The 17,865-nt window shown below is 40.2% G+C and carries 17 protein-coding genes; 1 reads left to right on the forward strand and 16 read right to left on the reverse strand.

Annotation, left to right across the window (positions count from 1 at the left end; all coding sequences use genetic code 11):
- Positions 1-4 precede the first annotated feature (4 nt).
- The 6 genes from gyrB to PCY12_RS07350 form a co-directional block, all read right to left on the reverse strand.
- Positions 5-1,951 (reverse strand): DNA topoisomerase (ATP-hydrolyzing) subunit B, encoded by a 1,947-nt coding sequence (gene gyrB / locus PCY12_RS07325; protein ID WP_301352241.1) that lies wholly within the window; start codon positions 1,949-1,951, stop codon positions 5-7.
- Between the two features lie 14 nt (positions 1,952-1,965).
- Complete coding sequence (locus tag PCY12_RS07330; protein WP_179133211.1) at positions 1,966-2,529, reverse strand: HAD family hydrolase; 564 nt, start codon at positions 2,527-2,529, stop codon at positions 1,966-1,968.
- Positions 2,530-2,613: 84 nt separating this feature from the next.
- Positions 2,614-3,168 carry a DJ-1 family glyoxalase III gene (locus PCY12_RS07335; RefSeq protein ID WP_301352242.1) on the reverse strand — a complete coding sequence of 185 codons (555 nt, stop codon included), beginning with the start codon at positions 3,166-3,168 and terminating at the stop codon, positions 2,614-2,616.
- 10 nt (positions 3,169-3,178) lie between these two features.
- The gene (locus PCY12_RS07340; protein ID WP_301352243.1) at positions 3,179-4,402 is read right to left on the reverse strand and encodes an FtsW/RodA/SpoVE family cell cycle protein; all 1,224 of its coding nucleotides are present in this window, start codon (positions 4,400-4,402) and stop codon (positions 3,179-3,181) included.
- A gap of 36 nt (positions 4,403-4,438) precedes the next feature.
- The gene (locus tag PCY12_RS07345) at positions 4,439-6,889 is read right to left on the reverse strand and encodes a bifunctional DnaQ family exonuclease/ATP-dependent helicase (RefSeq protein ID WP_301352244.1); all 2,451 of its coding nucleotides are present in this window, start codon (positions 6,887-6,889) and stop codon (positions 4,439-4,441) included.
- A 199-nt stretch (positions 6,890-7,088) separates the two neighbouring features.
- Positions 7,089-8,018: a peptidase U32 family protein gene (locus PCY12_RS07350; protein WP_301352246.1), complete on the reverse strand. Its 930-nt coding sequence runs from the start codon at positions 8,016-8,018 to the stop codon at positions 7,089-7,091.
- A 139-nt stretch (positions 8,019-8,157) separates the two neighbouring features.
- Here PCY12_RS07350 and PCY12_RS07355 point away from each other — a divergent pair, with 139 nt between their 5' ends.
- Positions 8,158-8,445, forward strand: a complete 288-nt coding sequence (locus PCY12_RS07355) for a DUF3270 domain-containing protein (RefSeq protein WP_261061764.1) — start codon at positions 8,158-8,160, stop codon at positions 8,443-8,445.
- Positions 8,446-8,473: 28 nt separating this feature from the next.
- Here PCY12_RS07355 and ciaH read toward each other — a convergent pair whose 3' ends face one another.
- The 10 genes from ciaH to PCY12_RS07405 all read right to left on the reverse strand — a co-directional run bounded on the left by ciaH (position 8,474) and on the right by PCY12_RS07405 (position 17,864).
- The gene (ciaH, locus tag PCY12_RS07360; RefSeq protein WP_050390167.1) at positions 8,474-9,808 is read right to left on the reverse strand and encodes a two-component system sensor histidine kinase CiaH; all 1,335 of its coding nucleotides are present in this window, start codon (positions 9,806-9,808) and stop codon (positions 8,474-8,476) included.
- Entirely contained in the window at positions 9,798-10,472 is a 675-nt protein-coding gene (gene ciaR / locus PCY12_RS07365; RefSeq protein WP_000590628.1) for a two-component system response regulator CiaR, read from the reverse strand. Before ciaR ends, ciaH begins: the two co-directional genes overlap by 11 nt.
- Before the next feature lie 106 nt (positions 10,473-10,578).
- On the reverse strand, positions 10,579-13,125 hold the full coding sequence (locus PCY12_RS07370) for a M1 family metallopeptidase (RefSeq protein WP_301352248.1): 2,547 nt from the start codon (positions 13,123-13,125) through the stop codon (positions 10,579-10,581).
- Between the two features lie 122 nt (positions 13,126-13,247).
- Complete coding sequence (locus tag PCY12_RS07375; protein WP_301352250.1) at positions 13,248-13,688, reverse strand: ASCH domain-containing protein; 441 nt, start codon at positions 13,686-13,688, stop codon at positions 13,248-13,250.
- Positions 13,657-14,532 carry a putative PEP-binding protein gene (locus PCY12_RS07380; protein WP_301352322.1) on the reverse strand — a complete coding sequence of 292 codons (876 nt, stop codon included), beginning with the start codon at positions 14,530-14,532 and terminating at the stop codon, positions 13,657-13,659. Before PCY12_RS07380 ends, PCY12_RS07375 begins: the two co-directional genes overlap by 32 nt.
- A complete protein-coding gene (locus tag PCY12_RS07385) occupies positions 14,510-15,010 on the reverse strand; it encodes an NUDIX hydrolase (protein WP_301352252.1) in 501 nt (166 codons plus the stop codon). Before PCY12_RS07385 ends, PCY12_RS07380 begins: the two co-directional genes overlap by 23 nt.
- Before the next feature lie 10 nt (positions 15,011-15,020).
- Positions 15,021-15,719, reverse strand: a complete 699-nt coding sequence (locus PCY12_RS07390; protein WP_301352254.1) for a 3-oxoacyl-ACP reductase — start codon at positions 15,717-15,719, stop codon at positions 15,021-15,023.
- Positions 15,712-15,948, reverse strand: coding sequence for a DUF2829 domain-containing protein (locus PCY12_RS07395; RefSeq protein ID WP_061439294.1), 237 nt, complete (start codon positions 15,946-15,948; stop codon positions 15,712-15,714). The genes PCY12_RS07390 and PCY12_RS07395 overlap by 8 nt, the downstream gene beginning before the upstream one ends.
- 99 nt (positions 15,949-16,047) lie before the next feature.
- On the reverse strand, positions 16,048-16,974 hold the full coding sequence (locus PCY12_RS07400) for an aldo/keto reductase (RefSeq protein ID WP_301352256.1): 927 nt from the start codon (positions 16,972-16,974) through the stop codon (positions 16,048-16,050).
- Between the two features lie 74 nt (positions 16,975-17,048).
- A complete protein-coding gene (locus PCY12_RS07405) occupies positions 17,049-17,864 on the reverse strand; it encodes a hypothetical protein (protein WP_301352258.1) in 816 nt (271 codons plus the stop codon).
- Position 17,865 lies beyond the last annotated feature (1 nt).

Raw genomic sequence — 17,865 nt, forward strand, 5'->3', positions numbered from 1 at the left:
TTTTTTAGACATCAAGTGTACTATAAACGGCATTTTCCTCGATAAACTCACGACGAGGCTCTACTCGATCCCCCATCAACATATCAAAGATTTTATCTGCTTCTGCAGCATCGTCCACAGAAACTCTGGCCATCAAGCGATGTTCGGGATCCATGGTTGTTTCCCATAATTGGTGATCATCCATTTCACCCAGACCTTTATAACGCTGAATGGTTGGTTTGGCACGTCCTTCACTATGGCGAGCCAAGGCTTCTTGGAGTTTAATTTCTTGATCTGCTCCTGGCTGAATATATTCTTTAATCTCGCTTCCAACCTTGACACCATAGATTGGTGGTTGGGCAATATAAACATAACCAGCTTCTAGGATTGGTTTCATATAACGATAAATCAAGGTCAAAAGAAGGGTACGAATGTGGGCTCCATCGACATCGGCATCGGTCATCAAAACGAGTTTTTGGTAACGGGCTTTCGAAACATCAAATTCTGCGCCAAATCCTGTTCCCATGGCTGTGAAAAGACTACGAATTTCTTCGTTAGCTAGAATCTTATCCATACTTGCTTTTTCAACGTTCAAAATCTTACCGCGAATTGGAAGGATAGCCTGAAACTCACGGTTACGACCAGATTTGGCTGATCCACCAGCTGAGTCTCCTTCGACGATGAAGAGTTCTGTTTCAGCAGGGTTATTAGAAGAACAGTCTGCTAGTTTCCCTGGAAGATTGGAAATTTCCAAACCAGATTTTTTACGAGTGACTTCACGAGCACGCTTGGCAGCCACACGAGCCTTGGCAGCCAAAATTCCTTTTTCTACAATACGTTTGGCAATCTGTGGATTTTCCATGAGGAAATCGGAGAAGGCTTCACTGAAGAGACGATTGGTAATCTTGACCACTTCGCTATTTCCCAATTTGGTCTTAGTTTGTCCTTCAAACTGGGGATTTGGGTGTTTAACTGAGATAACTGCAGTTAATCCTTCGCGAACATCTTCCCCAGTTAGGTTGTCTTCATTGTCTTTCAGTAACTTATTCTTACGAGCATAATCGTTGATAACACGAGTCAGAGCTGTACGGAAACCTTGTTCATGCGTTCCACCTTCATGTGTATGAATATTATTGGCGAAACTCATGACATTTTCATGGTAACCCGTTGTGTACTGCATGGCTACCTCAACTGTGATATCATCCATCTCACCGTCTGTATAGATTGGTGTATCAAAGATTACATCCTTGTTCTCATTGATGTATTCAACGTAACTAGCAATCCCACCTTCATAATGGTAATGTTTGGTTTGTTCCAAACCTTGGCGCTTATCTGTGATAGAAATTTGAAGACCGCGATTTAGAAAGGCCAACTCTTGAATCCGTTTATTTAATTTATCAAAATCAAAAGTTGTTGTTTCCGTAAAGATTTCTGGGTCCGGTGTGAAGTGAACCGTTGTTCCAGTTCTATCTGTATCCCCAACCACCTCAAGGTCTGCAACAACATGACCACGATGGTATTCTTGGTAATGAATTTTACCGTTTTTGTGGACATGAACGTCTAATTGAGTGGAAAGGGCATTAACTACTGATGACCCCACTCCGTGAAGACCACCTGAAACCTTGTATCCACCACCGCCAAACTTTCCTCCAGCATGAAGGACTGTAAAGACAGTCTCAACGGCAGGCCGGCCTGTTTTTTCCTGAATATCGACTGGGATACCACGCCCATCATCGACAACAGTGATCGAATCATCTGGCTCAATAAAGACTTGAATATGGCTAGCAAATCCTGCCAAGGCCTCATCAATTGAGTTATCAACAATTTCCCAGACTAGATGGTGAAGACCTTCTTTTGAGGTTGACCCGATATACATCCCTGGACGCATACGGACAGCCTCTAAGCCCTCTAAAACTTGAATTTGACTGGCATCATAATCTTGTGCCTGCAGATTTTTGATTTCTTCTGTCATCTTATTCCTTTTTCTTACATGTCTAATACTTGTCTTAAATTCACGATACTGGTAAACAAGTGGGTAGCTAGTCCTGCAGCTTGACCTGCTTCGATGTCAATAGGACGATCACCAATTACAAGACCAGAGCTAATCTGATACTTTTCTCTTAAATAAATCATGGACTCAGGATTTGGCTTTCTCTTAAAACCTGAGCTAGAAGTCACTACTTCCGTAAAATAGGTTGCTATAGAAGTTTTTTCTAAAATTTCTAAGACCTGATTATTTCGATGAGAGACCAAAAAATGACGTCCACCTTGTTTTGAAATGTCTTCCAATAGGTCAGAAACTCCTTCAAACAAAATCGGGTGTTCAAGCTCTCTGGCTTCATTTTCCTTGTATTTTTCTAAAAAATTCTCTAAATTGGGAGCGAATGTCTCAATCGCAAAAGGAGTAGAAACCTTTAAAGCTTGATAGACACTGTCATGGTCTTGTGTGACGCCATACAGTGCCAATGTTTCAACAAATGCGGCTGTTGAAGTTTCATAATTATCCAGTAAAGTTCCACCTAAATCCCAGATATAATCGTGATATTTCATACCCTTCATTATAGCATTTTTTTATGAAAAAAGCGATGATTTCCCTGATTTTTCCACATAAAAAACGAGAGAATAACTCCCGTTTTACTTATTTTTACCAAAAACATCTCGATAGAGCATTCCAGTTCGTAAACTCTCTGCGTCCCCTCCTAGTTGCTCCACCAACTCGTAGGCAAAAGCAAGGGCTGTAGAGGGACCTCGACTGGTTGTCAAATGTCCATCTACCACTACTGTTTCCTTGACATATTGACCATCAAGGATTTGCTCTTGAACGCCGTCATAACAAGTGTACTGCTTGTTTTTCAATAGCCCTGCCTGATTGAGGGCAATTGGCGCCGCACAAATAGCTGCCAGTTTCTTCCCTTCTTGCTCGAAATTTTGCAATTCTTGAATTAAGGCCTGATTGTCACGCAAATGTGCAGAACCAGGCATGCCCCCAGGAAGAACAATCATGTCATAGTCTGATAAATCACCATCAAAGACACGATCTGCTCTTACTTGGATTGCATGCGAACCCGTCACTTGCTCTTCAAAACCAACCATATCACAAGTGATATTTGCACGACGCAAGACATCTACAACTGTCAAGGCTTCAATTTCTTCAAAGCCCTGAGCTAACATAACGGCTACTTTAACCATGATTTTCTCCTTATTTGATTCGTTTTAATACAACCTTTTTCCGCTTGAATCGGACTTTTCCACTCTTTTCTTCAGCTAGATTGGTTTGATAACTCATCGATAAAAGCAAGCCAACACCGATCAAATTACTGATAATAGCCGATCCCCCTTGTGAAATAAAAGGCAGTGGAATCCCAGTCAAAGGAAGCAAGCCCGTCACAGCACCGATATTCTCAAAGATGTGGAAGAGCAACATCATAATCAAGCCAGTGGAAATATAAGTGTAGAACTGGTTATTTGATTTAAGAGTAATCTTCAACATACGGTAAATGAGCATAAGATAAAGGGCGATAACAAGGACAGAGCCTATAAAGCCGAAATCTTCTGCAATAACCGTGAAAATCATATCCGACTCACGAACTGGAATAAGCAGATTTGAAGTATTAAAACCTTGGCCGAATAAGCCACCACTCCCAATAGCAATCTGCCCTTGAGCCTGCTGGTAAGTCGTTGTTTGGGCAAACTCAAAGGGATTGAGCCAAGCCAAAATCCGATTGATTTGGTAGGTCGGCATCCCCAGTTGATGGAGAAAAGCACGGCCGTCCTTGCTGATAAAAACAGCTAAGAAACCAGCAATTCCTGTTACAGCAGTCACAAATACTGGGATAATAATTTTCCAAGAAACTCCTGACAGCAAGACGATTCCTGAGAAAATGGCTACAAAAACCAAAGCCGTTCCCAAGTCACTTTGAAGTGCCAAAAGAACTAGGACTGGAATGGTAAAGAGAATCATCCAGAAAATCAACAAGAAATCCAGCGGAACTGTGCGTCTCCATTCCTTATGTTTTTTGGTAAACTGGACAATCACACGAGCCAACATAAGGATATAGGATATCTTCATAAATTCTGACGGTTGGAACAAGGTAACACCATTTACCGATACCCAGTTTTTGGCACCCGTTGATGCAACTAAGCTTGGATTATAAAAGACAATCGGCAAGACCATAAGTCCCAAGCCTAAAATATACAGAAAGGGTGTCACCTTCCAAAGAAATTCTGTATTAAAGAGCATGACGATAAAACCAATCACAAGCCCCAAGGCGATCCAGGCGACCTGCTGCCCTAAAATGGGCAGAATATTGTTTGGATAATCATGACTAACAGCTATATAGATAGCCACCACGCCAATAACCAGTAGAAAAAATACTGGCAATAGCAAACTATAATCGACTCTAGAGTCGAGAGAACGTTTCATATATACTAACCTTATACTTTCATACAATACTATTTATCAAAGTTCATTTAAAAATTTATCAACAGCCTCATCAACTTCGGATCGAGAGACGGTTTTAACAGTCGCTTCTTTTTCTAGAGAAATCACTATTTGCTTGCCGTATCGTTTTCCGACGATTCTCCTATCCAGAATGAGGGTTAAGGAACGTTGGTGTTCACGTCTCATACTTCTTCCCAAAGCCTGTTTTAAACGAATAATAGCCATCGGCAATTGATAATCATAAAAGGCATTCTTCCCTTCTTGATTCAGTTCCTGATTGATCTTTTTCGTCAAGGGTTCTTGGGGATTTTGGAAAGGAAGTCTTGGTACAACTTGAATCACAAAAGGATGACTTGAAAAATCAACTCCCTCCCAGAAACTTGCTGCACCAAGCAGGATTTGTTGTTCACCTTTTTCAAAGCGTTTCTTTAGCTGATGAACATCACCATTTTTATACTGGGCCAAGTGACTTACAGGGAGTAAATCCGATACTGCTAGAAGCATGTCTTTAGCAGTAAAGAGAACCAAAATCGGTTGTTGGAAATCTTTAACTTCCATCAGCAATTCAGCTACCTCTTTGGCATAGACTTCTAAGGAAGTTTCTGTTACTAGAGGAAAATCTTTGACCAAGACCACTTCTTGATCCTGTTTTTTACCAGCTTCAATCTTAACAAATTTGGCTTCAGGATAGCCTAGAAGGTCTGCCAAAGAAACTCTCTGACTAATCTCAAGAGTAGCCGACACTCCCAAGACTTGACATGAATTAGGTACTAAAGAAGATAGGAGAATACGGCCTGATTTTGTAGAAGAAATCTGAATTTTCTTTTGACTCGTTTCAGTTGCTTCAAGCCAGTAATCTCGGTCAGCTGTAAAATAGCGAACCAGTTCCCCAAAGCCTTCTACCTCTAATTCTGAAAAATACTGATGGAGATTGGCCAGAGAATCTAAGATATTTTTCCTAGATTTGCCAGACTGAAATTGTTCTATCAAGTAGAGGCACTCAAAGCGAATACTTTCTAGTATTCGTTGCTGGACCTTATTTTGCTCCTCCAGTAGAGCCTTATCAAGCAAATCGACAATAGACTGGATATCGTAGGTCGCTTGAAGCAGATTTTCTAGAGCCAACAAAACTTTTTGGACTTCATCAATAATCAATAAACGGTCGCTGACAAATTCAGGATTATCTTCCAGTCTGGTTACAAGATAGGCATGATTGGTCACTAAAAGCTTGCAGGTTTGTGCTCTTTCTTGACTACGTTTCCAAAAATCTTCCGTCACAAATAAGCTTTGAGATGATAAATTCCCGTCATGACGAAGATCTGTTAGAAAATGTTGGTAACGGTAGAGTTGACCAATTTCATCCAAATCTCCTGTCTCTGTCTCAGTCAGCCAGACCAAGAGTTGCATTTTAAAGCGTCTAAATAAGCGATTTTCATCATTTTCCTGCAAGGAACGATAAAAGGAATCCAGCTTCAGATAATTGTGTGGTCCCTTTAAACTATGAATATCTATATGGAACACTTCCTTGAGATGTTTACCTTCTTCTTCCATGATTTGATTTTGAAGAATCTTTGTCGGAACACTAAGAACAATTTGATGCTCTTTGGCTTGAGATAAAGCGGGTAAGAGATAGCCATAGGTTTTCCCAATCCCTGTCGGCGCTTGAATCAGAGAGACAGGCTCATCTTTCAATAGCAAGCCAACCTCTTTAGCAAAATTTTCTTGATCCTCCCTCACTTCAAGGTTCAACAGAGAAATATTCTTAGAAAAACCTTGAGATAGTTTTCGTGGCTCCAGGGGAGCTCCAGTTTTCTTGAAATACAGTCCTTGAACTTCGACCAAGTCTGGAGAACTCAGGACAGATTGGCTGCGATAAATTTCTTCAATAACCAGGTAGGACTCATACAAGAGGGCGTCAGCCATTTCCAGTAAACGTTCCAAGAGTCCTTTAGGAAGTTGGGCCATCTTTTTCCGTAGAAATAAGAGTAATTCCGCAGTAGCTTGGGCATCTGAAAGGGCTGTGTGAGCGTGTTTAAGAGGAATTCCTAATTCTCGACACAATATCGGCAAGCTATATTTTTCCAGTTCAGGGAAAAAGACCTGAGCCAATTCGACCGTGTCAACACGAGGATTTTTTAGTTCATAGCCCTCAAAAAATAAATTTTCCGCCAAGAGATTAGCATCAAACTGAACATTATGGGCTACAAAAATCCCATCCTCCACCAAGTCAAAGATTTTTCTGGCAACTTGAGAAAAATCAGGTGCTTGCGCCAGACGTTGGTCTGTCAATCCTGTCAGTTCTTTGATATGAGCATCCAAGGGTTCATGTGGATTGACATCCGTCGTATAGTGATCGACGATTTTTCCGTCCTCAATCACGACAATTCCCACTTGGATAATTTTAGCCTTACTACCTGTGCTAGTTGCCTCTAAATCAACCACAACATAGCGATTACCAATCGTTTTCATTATAAAAAATTATACCAAAAAAAGGGCCATTTGGCACCTGCAAACATGGGATAATTTTCAAACTCAAGAAGGTTACTTGTATTAAAAATCCCAGCAAACAGAGCATCCTAGCCTATTAATTCTTTGAAAATATTGGAGAATAAGAAAAAATTGAGAGAAGAACTGTTTGCATCTTCCCTCTCTCAACGAATCATTTACTTTATTTAACCATATCAGGATCGTAATCATAGAATCCTGTATCAAGGAAACGGTTTTTAGGGTGTAACTTGCGTACTTCCTCATCCAGCAAGAAAGCTTGGTCATGGCTAAAGTTGCCCTCTTGAATCAAACTACGTGCTTGGATAAAGAGTTTTGCAATCTCAACAAATTTCTGACCAGGAGTGTAGAGCCCTTCTAGTTTCCAGTGAGTGAAACCATGCTCTACCAATTCTATCAATTTTGTCATCAAATCAAGGTCATTGTTGGCAAAAATGTGGGTTCCATGATTGTCTTCAAAAATGGAGTAGTGGCTCTCTGGGTCACTTGGCTCAGCCAAGAAGAGGTCACGCTTACGCGTCTTTTCATCATCGATGTGCGTAAAGTTATAGTAGTTTTGCAAGAGTGGACGTTTAGAATGGTGAATAACACTAGCTCCGTAAACCAAAACTTCAGCAGGAATTTCCAAAATCTCTGGCATTTTGAAGAGTTCAGCTGATGGAATTTCACGCGCCAAAACAGCCTCAGATGCGCCAGCTTTTTGTCCCCAGAAGTTTATCTGACGACTGCTTGTCACCATGGTTGAAGCATCATAGATGGTCTTAAATGAATAACCATCGCGGTTGACCACGTAAAAAACGCCTGCATCCCCAATCGTAATGTAGTCTGTCTTGATTTCTTCCAAAAAGTCTAAGAAAGGCTTGATACGGTCCATCATATCTTGGTGCATGAGGGCGTTAACCGCAATAATCAATTCCTTACCAGCATCATGAACCAGATTAGCGATTTCACGCAATTGGTCATAACTAAAGATTGTTGGCAGACGAAGGCCAAAATCTTTCTCACCGACATAGATACGGTCTAGGCCAGCTTCAAGCAATTGTTTAACTTGTTCAATACTTTCAGCAGTTGCTGTAATGATAATCTTTTCCATAGGAAAAATTATACCATATTTCTCAAAAATCAGCTATTCTTTGAAAATGAAAAGGGACTTTATTCTTTTTGTAACCTTTCTGTAATAATTCTCTACTGAAAAAATGATAAAATAGGTATGTACTGTTAAGGAGAGAATCATGCCCGTAAGAAAATTACAATCCTATGAGGTAGACTATCAAGAAGAATTAAACCAGCAACTTCCTCATTATCAAGCTTATACACCTGAAGCACAAGCTGATAGCAATCTCAAAGAAATTTTATTTTTTGTCAATATCGCTGTTTTTTGTATCTGCATTGCCATCTTTAGTTTTATCTTTTTATCACTAAAATTAACAACTGTGCTCGCCTTACCTGCAGCAATAGTATCCAGCTTACTTGTTTTAAAAGTCCAACGCTCTTTTATCAAACGAAAACTTAAAAAATAAACATATCGCCCTAGTCGGAGCGATATGTTTATTTTTTCTTTTTAGATGGTGTGTGAATGGCAATCTTCACTTCAAAGATTGTTCCTTTTGGTTTATTATCTTTGACAGTAATAGTTCCTTTTAGAGCATCTACAATTTGCTTGGCCAGAGATAATCCTAAACCAAAACCACCTTTTTGCCGGGTTCTAGCCTTATCAACTCGATAAAAGCGGTCAAAAATTTTCTTCTTATCTTCTGTCGAAATACCGACTCCATTATCAGAAACCAGTAAATACAGATTGCGATCGGTCGCCGAGATAAGAAAATCAATTTCACCATCCTCTTCAGTATACTTGACGGCGTTATCGAAGAGAATCGTCATCAACTGCTTCAAGAGAAGTTGATCCGTCACAATCGGACGATGGATCCGATTTTCAAAACGGAAGACACGATCATTTTCCGAAGCAATCATCTCATAGTTTGTGAAAGTCGTATTGAAAAAACTGGTTGGAACTTCTGCAAGCTCCGGCTTAATCCCATCATCTCTCCGAGCTAAGTTCAACAAGTTCGTTGTCAAAAAACGCATATTTCGGACTTCTTCCAAACTCGATGCAATGCTTTCGCTCACATCCATAATGGTTGCTTCTGGCTTACGGAAAAGGGTCTCTAAGCGATTTTGCAAAACTGCAAGTGGAGTTCGTAACTCATGACTGGCATTTTCCACAAAAGACTGCTGCTTCTGCATACTTTCAAGCAGGGGCCTAACACTGACCCTAGCTAGATAGAGACTGGCAAGCAAAGACAAAATCCAGAAACTTGCCATCACAACGACAATCAATTGCTCATGCTTTTGACTGGCCTGCTCTAACTGACTGGTATTTATCAAGACAGCGGCATACTTGATATTGGTTGAAACCGAACTAATATTGGTTTCCATCAATATCATACGATAGATTTCTTCCTGCCCATAGCTATTAAAAACCTGAATCTGGTAGATATGGCCTAGTTCTTTCTTTTCTAGCTTAATCTTATCCAAGCCCAAAAATCGATTTCCAGAAAGAAGTTGAGTAAAGTTCTTATCAAAGAGAATGACTTCCGTATTGGAACTGACATTGGGTTTTATCTCAGTCTTGCTAGTATCTGTAGCGGCATTTTCTAAATCTTTAATCTCTTCTGTTGCCCTATTTACTGCCAGCTGAATAACTGCCTGAGGATTTTCACTCAGTCCGTGGAGCTTATCATCTACTGAAGTATAAAGACTCGAATGCATGACCTGTAAAATAATCAGAGTCATTGTCGAGAAAATCAAGGTAAAGACACCAAAGTTGCGGATAAAATAACTAAAGTCATCCGCATACCATGTTTTTTTTAGTTTACTGAACATCTTTTAAAATATACCCAACACTGCGCAAGGTTTGCAAATTCTCTGCAAAAGTGGTTCCTTTTAATTTCTTACGGACTTTTGAAACATAAACTTCGACAACTGAAATCGTTGTGTCACTATCAAATCCCCATAGACGATCAAAAATCTGCGTCTTAGGCAAAATAACATTTTGATTTTGAAGGAAATAAACTAGTAAATCGAACTCTTTCCCCAGCAATTCGACAGTAGTATCTTCAACCTTAACGGTATTTGTTGATAAATTGATGAGAATATCTCCATAAGATAGCGTATTTTCATTAAACTTACCTGAACGTTTGAGAAGGGCCTGAATCCGCATTTTGAGTTCTTCTAGGTAGAAAGGCTTGGTCAGATAATCATCCGCTCCCAGTTCAAATCCATGTCCCTTGTCATCCAAACTTTCCTTGGCAGTCATAATCAGAACTGGAGTCGTAATCCCCTTTTCACGCAATTCTTTCAAGACTTGGAAACCATTTTTTTCAGGTAACATCAAATCGAGCAAAATCAAGTCATAGACGCCACTTTCAGCTTCGTAGAGACCTTCTTCTCCATCAAATACCTGCATGACATCCGCAAAATCGTCTAAAAAGTCAAATACTGAATTTGACAGGCCTAGGTCATCCTCAACTAATAAGATTTTTATCATGAGAAACTCCTCCTTATTAAAACCATTATACCAAATTTGCCTTAAAAAAAACTCAACTCTCTGCATTTTATATGAGATAGCTGAGTTTTCTTTTATTTAGTCTTAATTATTTAGTTCCGTATTGAAGAACAACTGCTTCCACTGCAGCTTTTTCACGGTTAATCAAGTCAACACGCGCTGCAATTTCTTTGATTCCCATACCGATGTTACGGCTAAGAGCAAGGTCAGAAAGTTGCGGTTCAAAGAATTCCTTGTACTCTGCCAAACGTTGCTGAGTCTTAAATACGTGTGCAGGAAGGATAACAAAGCTATCAAAGCTCATATCTCCTCCAAGGGCTGCCTTAATCCAAGCCCAGTTTTCACGCGCCCAAGACCAAGCTGTTTCCTGAGTTGCTTGATGACCTAAGAATTGGTAATACCAAGCAGACAAGTCCTGTGGTTTAACCACAAATTTGTCCTTCCAAGCAGCAATCAAGGTTTGGATATTGTCCGCATCTTTACTATAGGCAAGAGCAGCTGCCAACTGACGTTTAAAGACAGCATCTGTTGCATGAGTATAAGTATCAAGATAAAGTGCTAACAAGTCTTTAGTCTCATGATGTTTCATCTCATTGATTAGAACTTGTGAGCGAATAGCTGCTGGAAGTCCTGCTAGATTCTCCTTGTGAGCCGCGAAGATTTGGCTAGCGACTTGACTAGCTTCTGCATCATTTGAGCGAATCATCATAGAAACAGCCAACTGACGAACCAATTCATCCTCATCTGATTCTCCGTCTTTAGCTGCAAAACCAAGACGGTCATAGTTGTGACGAGCCAATTTAGCAACCAAGGCTTTGAAGGCTCTTTCAGCTTCTGTTCCTTCATCGATAAAGCGCTCAAGAGCAGAAATTACTTCAGAAACAGCTGAAACGACAAGGTAAGATTCTTCCTTAGCAAGTTTATCAAGAACTGGGAGCAAGTCAGCATAAGAAATGTGCCCTGCTTCAGCAAGCAAACGACGTTCTTGGACGATTTGCAATTTGCTTGTGTTATCAAGATCAACTAGGTCAGCAAGAACAGCTTCTAACAAGTCTCCTTGATAGTCTGTAATGTAGTGGGCTGTATTTTCTGTGTTGAGGCGAAGTGCTGTTTTGTTTTCAGCAAGAAGAGCTGCGTAGCCAGGAATTTCGATACTTTCAGTTTCAAGTGTATCAGGCAAGCCTTTCCAGTTACTATTGAGTGGCACAACCCAGAGACGGTTCTTATTTTCGTGCTCACCGATGAAGAATTGTTTTTGTGAAATCTTCAAGACATCATTTTCAACTTTGACAGTAAGAACTGGGTAACCAGGCTGTTCCAACCAAGAATCCATGAAGGCTGCGACATCACGTCCTGACGCTTGACCAAGGGCATCCCAAAGGTCACTACCAATGGTGTTGCTGTATTGGTGTTTTTCAAAGTAAGCGTGCAAACCTTTAGCAAAATCAGCATCTCCTAGCCAACGGCGAAGCATGTGCATGAGACGGCTTCCTTTGGCATAGACGATAGCACCATCAAAGAGCGTATTGATTTCATCTGGGTGTTTGACTTCGACGTGAACAGACTGAACACCATCAGTCGCGTCACGTTCAAGAGCAAGAGGCACTCCACCTGTTTGGAAGTCTTCAAAAATATTCCAGCTTGGTTCAATAGCATCCACACAGACGTACTCCATCATGTTAGCAAAGCTTTCATTGAGCCAAAGGTCATCCCACCATTTCATAGTAACAAGGTTACCAAACCATTGGTGAGCCAACTCATGTGCCACAACTAGGGCAACTTGTTGACGGCTGGCAAAGGTAGAGTTCTCATCCACAACCAAGTAAACTTCACGGTAGGTCACAAGACCCCAGTTTTCCATAGCTCCAGCTGAGAAGTCAGGAAGGGCGATATGGAGAGATTGAGGGATTGGGTACTTAACTCCATAGTAATCTTCGTAAAACTCGATAGAGCGAACAGCAATATCCAGTGAGAAATCAAGGTTAGATAGTGGATGGGCTTTGGTTGAGTAGACACCTACGAGGGTACCGTTTTTAGTTTTAGCCGTCACACCTTGCAAATCACCCGCAACAAAGGCTAACAAGTAAGAAGACATGCGAGGTGTTGTCTCAAACTTCCAGATACCTGTTTCCTTACGGTTTTCAACATCGATTTCTGGCATGTTAGACAAGGCCAATTCACCTTCTGCTTGGTCAAAACGTAGAGAGAGGTCAAAAGTTGCTTTGGCTTCAGGCTCATCCACACATGGGAAGGCTTCGCGCGCAAAGTGGCTCTCGAATTGTGTTGACAAGACTTCCTTCTTGACACCATCAACTGTGTAGTATGAAGGATAAATCCCTGTCATGTTATCTGTAATTTTACCAGAAAAGACAAGAACCAATTCAACTTGACCAGCCTCAGCCAATTCGATATGAAGGGCTTCATTTTCATGGTCAACTGTAAATGGACGAGCTTGACCTGCAACTTCTACAGAAGCGATTTCCAAGTCTTTTTGATGAAGGGAAATGCGGTCACTCTGTGCTTGACCAGTGATGGTCACCTTCCCTGAAAACGTCTTGGTCTCACGACTCAAGTCTAAAAATAAATCATAGTGTTCAGGAACAAATTGCTTAATAAAATGTTCAACTGCTTGCATAGTTTTCTCCTATTCTAAGTTTAAGAGCTATAGCTCTTCTTCAAACAAACTTATTATAACATGTTTTGCCTAAGAAAAAAGGATTGGACAGCGATTTCCAAAACTTTCTTCCGTCTAGCAGTCTACAGAGGGTAGACCTTGCGAAATTCTTCTAAAACAACCTTGCTTTCAGGTGTAAAAGTCAATCCTGCTTCACCCAAGCAGTCTCTGAAAAAATCCTCATGAACCTGGCGCCAATATACAAGTGTCTTGTCTCCCTCACCTTCCTTATAGGCATGGTCAGCCGAAACTTGACTGAAAGGCTGAACGGAAACCTTTGTAATTTCGACAATACAGACAGCCTGATTTTGACTATCTAAAATGACATCAAAAGTTCCTTCTTGAGGAAGAGACTCGGCTTCTAGTGCATAGAGGTCGTAGGCTGAAGCTGTTGCAGTCTTTTCGCCTCTTAAAACCAAATCTGCTAAAAGGTCTGGTTCCACTCCAAAAGCCCAAGCATCGATTTCATCTCCTATAGAGGGGTTGATTTTCTTATATGCCTTCCACATTTCTTGCGGTGTCATGGGTGCTCCTTTGTAATTTTTTACTTTCTTCTTTTATGTGTTTAAGATGATCTGGATGGTCAATTTCTAAATCAAAAATCTCTAGAATAGAACTGTAGTGAATAATGCACTTGATACCCAACTGATTCATTTTTTGTATGAAAGAATCATTCAGATAGCCTGCTACAGCAAAGTCAATCTTTTTCATCCTTGCTTTATCCTGCATATCTCTTAGCATATCTAACATAATTGGACTTTCCATATCATGCCATTGACTGTTTCTCACAGTGGCAAAAATAAAAGAAGTCAAATCATTCATTCCAACTACAATCTTTGAAATGCCCGTTTCCAGTATCCTATTTAAGTCAAAATACGCTGACGGTAATTCAATCATCGTGCCGACTTTCCCAGTAAAGCCATGCTGACGTAATACTGTAATAGCTTGCTTTAATTGGTCGGCATCATTGACAAAAGGAAAAATAAGAGACAGATTGGGATTAGTTTGATAAACTTCTGTAACAACATTTGCTTCAGCCTGAAATTCATCCGGACACGCCAGTAAACGCCTAGTCCCTCTATAACCAAACAAGGGATGCCCTTCATCAAAATACTCTTTAGTCCCCTCTAAACAATTAGCTTCTGTATTTGTTAATTCTGAAAAACGATACCAGATTTCTTCATCTGAGTACAAGGAGCAAATAGTATCTAGATAATCTTTTACAAATTGCTGACAACTTGCTAATATGATGTTTTGATTGAGCTCTCTCAACAAGTATTCCCCACGAATCATTCCAATGTGGTGAAATAGTTGAGGATAAACTTTTTCAAGAATTTTTTCTCCACTAAGGGCAAGTTGATTTCTCATCATTCACCTTCCAATTCATGTAAGAAGTCTTGTCCAGTTCTGGAAATCCTAATAATTCAGACTTAACCTTCAAGACTAATGGCGATGCATTTTCTTCTGTAATCTCTTGAATATCCATCCAAATATATCCAAGTGAATCATTCGCACCATCAGAGACAGCTTCCGAAGTCGTAACTTGAGGTGCACTCTCATTCATTTCAACATCATACAAGGCCATGACATGGTGAACCATAAAATTTTTTAACTCTTCCCTGACGAAAACATCGTAGATTCGAGTATTAGAGTTGCTTCTAACAGTAAATCCCGTCTCTTCCATGACTTCTCTAGTCAGCGTTTCCGTCAGTCCTTCACCAAGTTGCTGACTGCCTCCAGGTAGATCAGAACGATGTTGATAAGGACCTCTCGTTTTTTCAATGCAGAGTAACTTCCCATTTTCAAAGCAAACAGCGTAGACTCCAAAGTGATTTTTGATTTCCATCCAACTCCTCCTACTTCAAAGACCATCCACCGTCTATTGTCAGAATTTGTCCCTGCATGGCAGATGCCTTTCCACTAGCCAAAAAGAGACTGACTTCTGCTACTTCCTCTGGTTCAATCCAGCGCTTGATTGGTGTTTCACTAGCCACCCAGTCTGCTAAGCCACCTGGTTCAAAGTCGGCAGCAGTCATAGCTGTCTTGACTGCTCCTGGAGCAATCCCAAAGACCTGAATCCCAGCTCCAGCATAGTCTAGAGCCAACTGCTTGGTGAAGCCAGCTAAGGCATGCTTAGAGGAAGTATAGGCGTGACCACCTCCACCTGCTAGGCTCGAAGCAATAGAGCACATATTGATAATAATTCCCTTTTTATTTTCCAGCATTTGCGTCAAATAATAGCGAGTCAACTCAACAGGAGTCACGTAGTTAATTTCAAAAATTTCTTGAATTTCCTGCGCTGATTGTTCCAATAGGGGTTTATAAGCATCCAACACTCCAGCAGTATTGCACAAAATATCTACCTGAGGACACCAGTCAAAAATAGGCTCCAAGTCCAAGGTCAAATCTCTCTGTAAAAAATGAAAATCACCCTCTAAGAGTGGATTTTCACCTTGGTCAACTCCATAAACTTGATAGTCCTTCTCTAAAAAAAGGCGAGCTTGAGCCAGACCGATTCCTGAACTCACTCCCGTAATCAATACACGTCTAGTCATGCACTTCTACCCAATCCGTCGCTAAAACATCACAAGGTGTCGGACTCCACATGGAAAAACCTTCTCCTTCTCCAGACACGTTGATTAGGAAATAAGGTGTCACTTCAAGTGCAACCCCATTTTGCTCGATAGTGTCAAAAAGTTGGACATAGTTTTCAGCACCTCCCCAACCAGTTCGTACATATTTTCTCTTAACCTTTAACCCAGGCAGGATTTCTTCAAATGTCATGTTTTTCTCCTTAAATATCAATAATTCTCTCCTTCATTATAACAAAAAAACCGCTTCGCAACGGCTTTTTGACTGTGATTTATTTACATCTGCTTCTACCTAGGGCAAATTATTCCCTGCTGCAAGATAAATTTCATACCATTCTTTTCTTGTTAAGCTAAAGTTTCCCACTTGGCTAACTTCTCTCAAGTGCTTAGGATTTGTTGTACCTACGACTGCCTGCATTTTGGCTGGGTAGCGTAATATCCAAGAAATGGCAATAGTTGAAGAAGTTACTCCATATTTAATAGCTAAACGCTCAAGTACTTGATTTAAAGCTTGAAATTTCTCATTGCCAACAAAATTCCCTCTAAAATACCCGAATTGTAAGACAGACCATGCTTGAATGACCACATCGTGTAATTTGCAATATTCAAAAATGCTGCCATCTCGCATAGCTGCTTGACTATCTTCCATATTAACATGAAAACCTGATTCGAATCCTGGAGTAAAAGCCGCACTCAATTGTAGCTGATTAACAGCTAACGGCTGCTTGACATCTTTTTTAAGAAACTCCATCATCATGGGATTTTGATTAGAAACTCCAAAATTTCGAACCTTACCTTGTTTATAAAGGAGATCAAAGGCTTCTGCTACTTGGTCAGATTCCATCAAAGCATCTGGTCGATGAAGAAGCAAGCTGTCCAGATGATCAATCTTCAATCTTTGCAAAATACCGTCTACTGATTTTATAATATAGTCCTTAGAAAAATCAAAATAGGTAAATTCTTCTATGCGAATGCCACATTTGGACTGAATCCACATCTTTTCTCTTAAATCTGGACGATTTTTTAGGACAAGACCTAACAGTTCTTCACAACGACCACGACCATATATATCAGCCAAGTCGAAAGCATTGATTCCAACAGAAAGTGCTGTTTCTACAAGCTCTTCAACTTCTTTTACAGACTTATCTTTTATTCTCATCATTCCGAGAACAATTTCTGATAATTCTTTGTCATCTTGACCAAGAGTTATGTATCTCATCAAATTTTTCTCCTTAAATTTCTAACATTCTTCCCTTCATTATAACAAAAAACCGCTTTGCAACGGCTTTTTGACTATATTTCACTCCATTTTATCTTCTTAAACCCACGGAACAAGACAAAGATTCCAATAAAGAGGACAGCTAAAGGAATAACTTTTGTAAGAAAAACATTTGAAATTCCCATCCACTCATAGTAACGGAGCAGAGAACCTACAATAAGGTGGGCAATAATCATACTAACAAATGGACGAAAAATCGGTTCTTTCCAATTCCAAATACTGATGACTAGGGAAATCGTAAAGACAGACAAACTATCCCAGGGAGCAGGAAGATAAAATGCTCCTTCTTGTACAAAACTTCCTATTCCTACATATCCCAGAACAACTAGCAGAACAAGAATCCCAACGACAATATAGGTGCCAATTTTTATGTTAGGAGAATCTTGGACTAAGCCCCAACGTAAGATTGTGGCCACAAGAGCAAATCCAATCAGAAAAAGAAGAAGTTGCCCTAAAAAAGTAAGCAAATTGACTGTTAAGAGAGGACCTTTAGAAAAATCACCCAGTAGATGATAGTAACGTAATATCACTAGGACAAAAATTGGTGTCAAAAGGGACTCCTTGATAGAACTGCGTGGTGCTTCCTTGAGAATCTCTTTCATTATTTTTTTAGGATTCTTACCTAAATAATCCTCTGCACTCATGCCATCTCGTTCTGCTTCTGAAAAATCTAACATCATCAAATAAATCTGCTCTCTGAGATAGTCTTCATCATAGAGAAATCCAGCAAGATTAAAACTATCCCACAGTTCCTCAAAATACTGCTGATTCTCCTCAGAAAACTCATGCAGCAAAGCGCTTGTTTCTTCGTAATACTTCATTTTCTTCATG

This window comes from Streptococcus sp. SPS1 (assembly GCF_030439915.1).
Classification (GTDB): Bacteria; Bacillota; Bacilli; order Lactobacillales; family Streptococcaceae; genus Streptococcus.

Excerpts from the sequence above, each read along its gene's own strand:
- PCY12_RS07390 (WP_301352254.1), bottom strand. The coding sequence starts at position 15,719 with ATGACTAGACGTGTATTGATTACGGGAGTGAGTTCAGGAATCGGTCTG.
- PCY12_RS07400 (WP_301352256.1), bottom strand. The coding sequence starts at position 16,974 with ATGAGATACATAACTCTTGGTCAAGATGACAAAGAATTATCAGAAATT.
- PCY12_RS07335 (WP_301352242.1), bottom strand. The coding sequence starts at position 3,168 with ATGGTTAAAGTAGCCGTTATGTTAGCTCAGGGCTTTGAAGAAATTGAA.
- PCY12_RS07405 (WP_301352258.1), bottom strand. The coding sequence starts at position 17,864 with ATGAAGAAAATGAAGTATTACGAAGAAACAAGCGCTTTGCTGCATGAG.
- PCY12_RS07330 (WP_179133211.1), bottom strand. The coding sequence starts at position 2,529 with ATGAAATATCACGATTATATCTGGGATTTAGGTGGAACTTTACTGGAT.
- PCY12_RS07380 (WP_301352322.1), bottom strand. The coding sequence starts at position 14,532 with ATGAGAAATCAACTTGCCCTTAGTGGAGAAAAAATTCTTGAAAAAGTT.
- PCY12_RS07370 (WP_301352248.1), bottom strand. The coding sequence starts at position 13,125 with ATGCAAGCAGTTGAACATTTTATTAAGCAATTTGTTCCTGAACACTAT.
- PCY12_RS07340 (WP_301352243.1), bottom strand. The coding sequence starts at position 4,402 with ATGAAACGTTCTCTCGACTCTAGAGTCGATTATAGTTTGCTATTGCCA.
- PCY12_RS07385 (WP_301352252.1), bottom strand. The coding sequence starts at position 15,010 with ATGGAAATCAAAAATCACTTTGGAGTCTACGCTGTTTGCTTTGAAAAT.
- gyrB (WP_301352241.1), bottom strand. The coding sequence starts at position 1,951 with ATGACAGAAGAAATCAAAAATCTGCAGGCACAAGATTATGATGCCAGT.
- PCY12_RS07375 (WP_301352250.1), bottom strand. The coding sequence starts at position 13,688 with ATGACACCGCAAGAAATGTGGAAGGCATATAAGAAAATCAACCCCTCT.
- PCY12_RS07355 (WP_261061764.1), top strand. The coding sequence starts at position 8,158 with ATGCCCGTAAGAAAATTACAATCCTATGAGGTAGACTATCAAGAAGAA.
- ciaH (WP_050390167.1), bottom strand. The coding sequence starts at position 9,808 with ATGTTCAGTAAACTAAAAAAAACATGGTATGCGGATGACTTTAGTTAT.
- PCY12_RS07345 (WP_301352244.1), bottom strand. The coding sequence starts at position 6,889 with ATGAAAACGATTGGTAATCGCTATGTTGTGGTTGATTTAGAGGCAACT.
- PCY12_RS07350 (WP_301352246.1), bottom strand. The coding sequence starts at position 8,018 with ATGGAAAAGATTATCATTACAGCAACTGCTGAAAGTATTGAACAAGTT.
- PCY12_RS07395 (WP_061439294.1), bottom strand. The coding sequence starts at position 15,948 with ATGACATTTGAAGAAATCCTGCCTGGGTTAAAGGTTAAGAGAAAATAT.
- ciaR (WP_000590628.1), bottom strand. The coding sequence starts at position 10,472 with ATGATAAAAATCTTATTAGTTGAGGATGACCTAGGCCTGTCAAATTCA.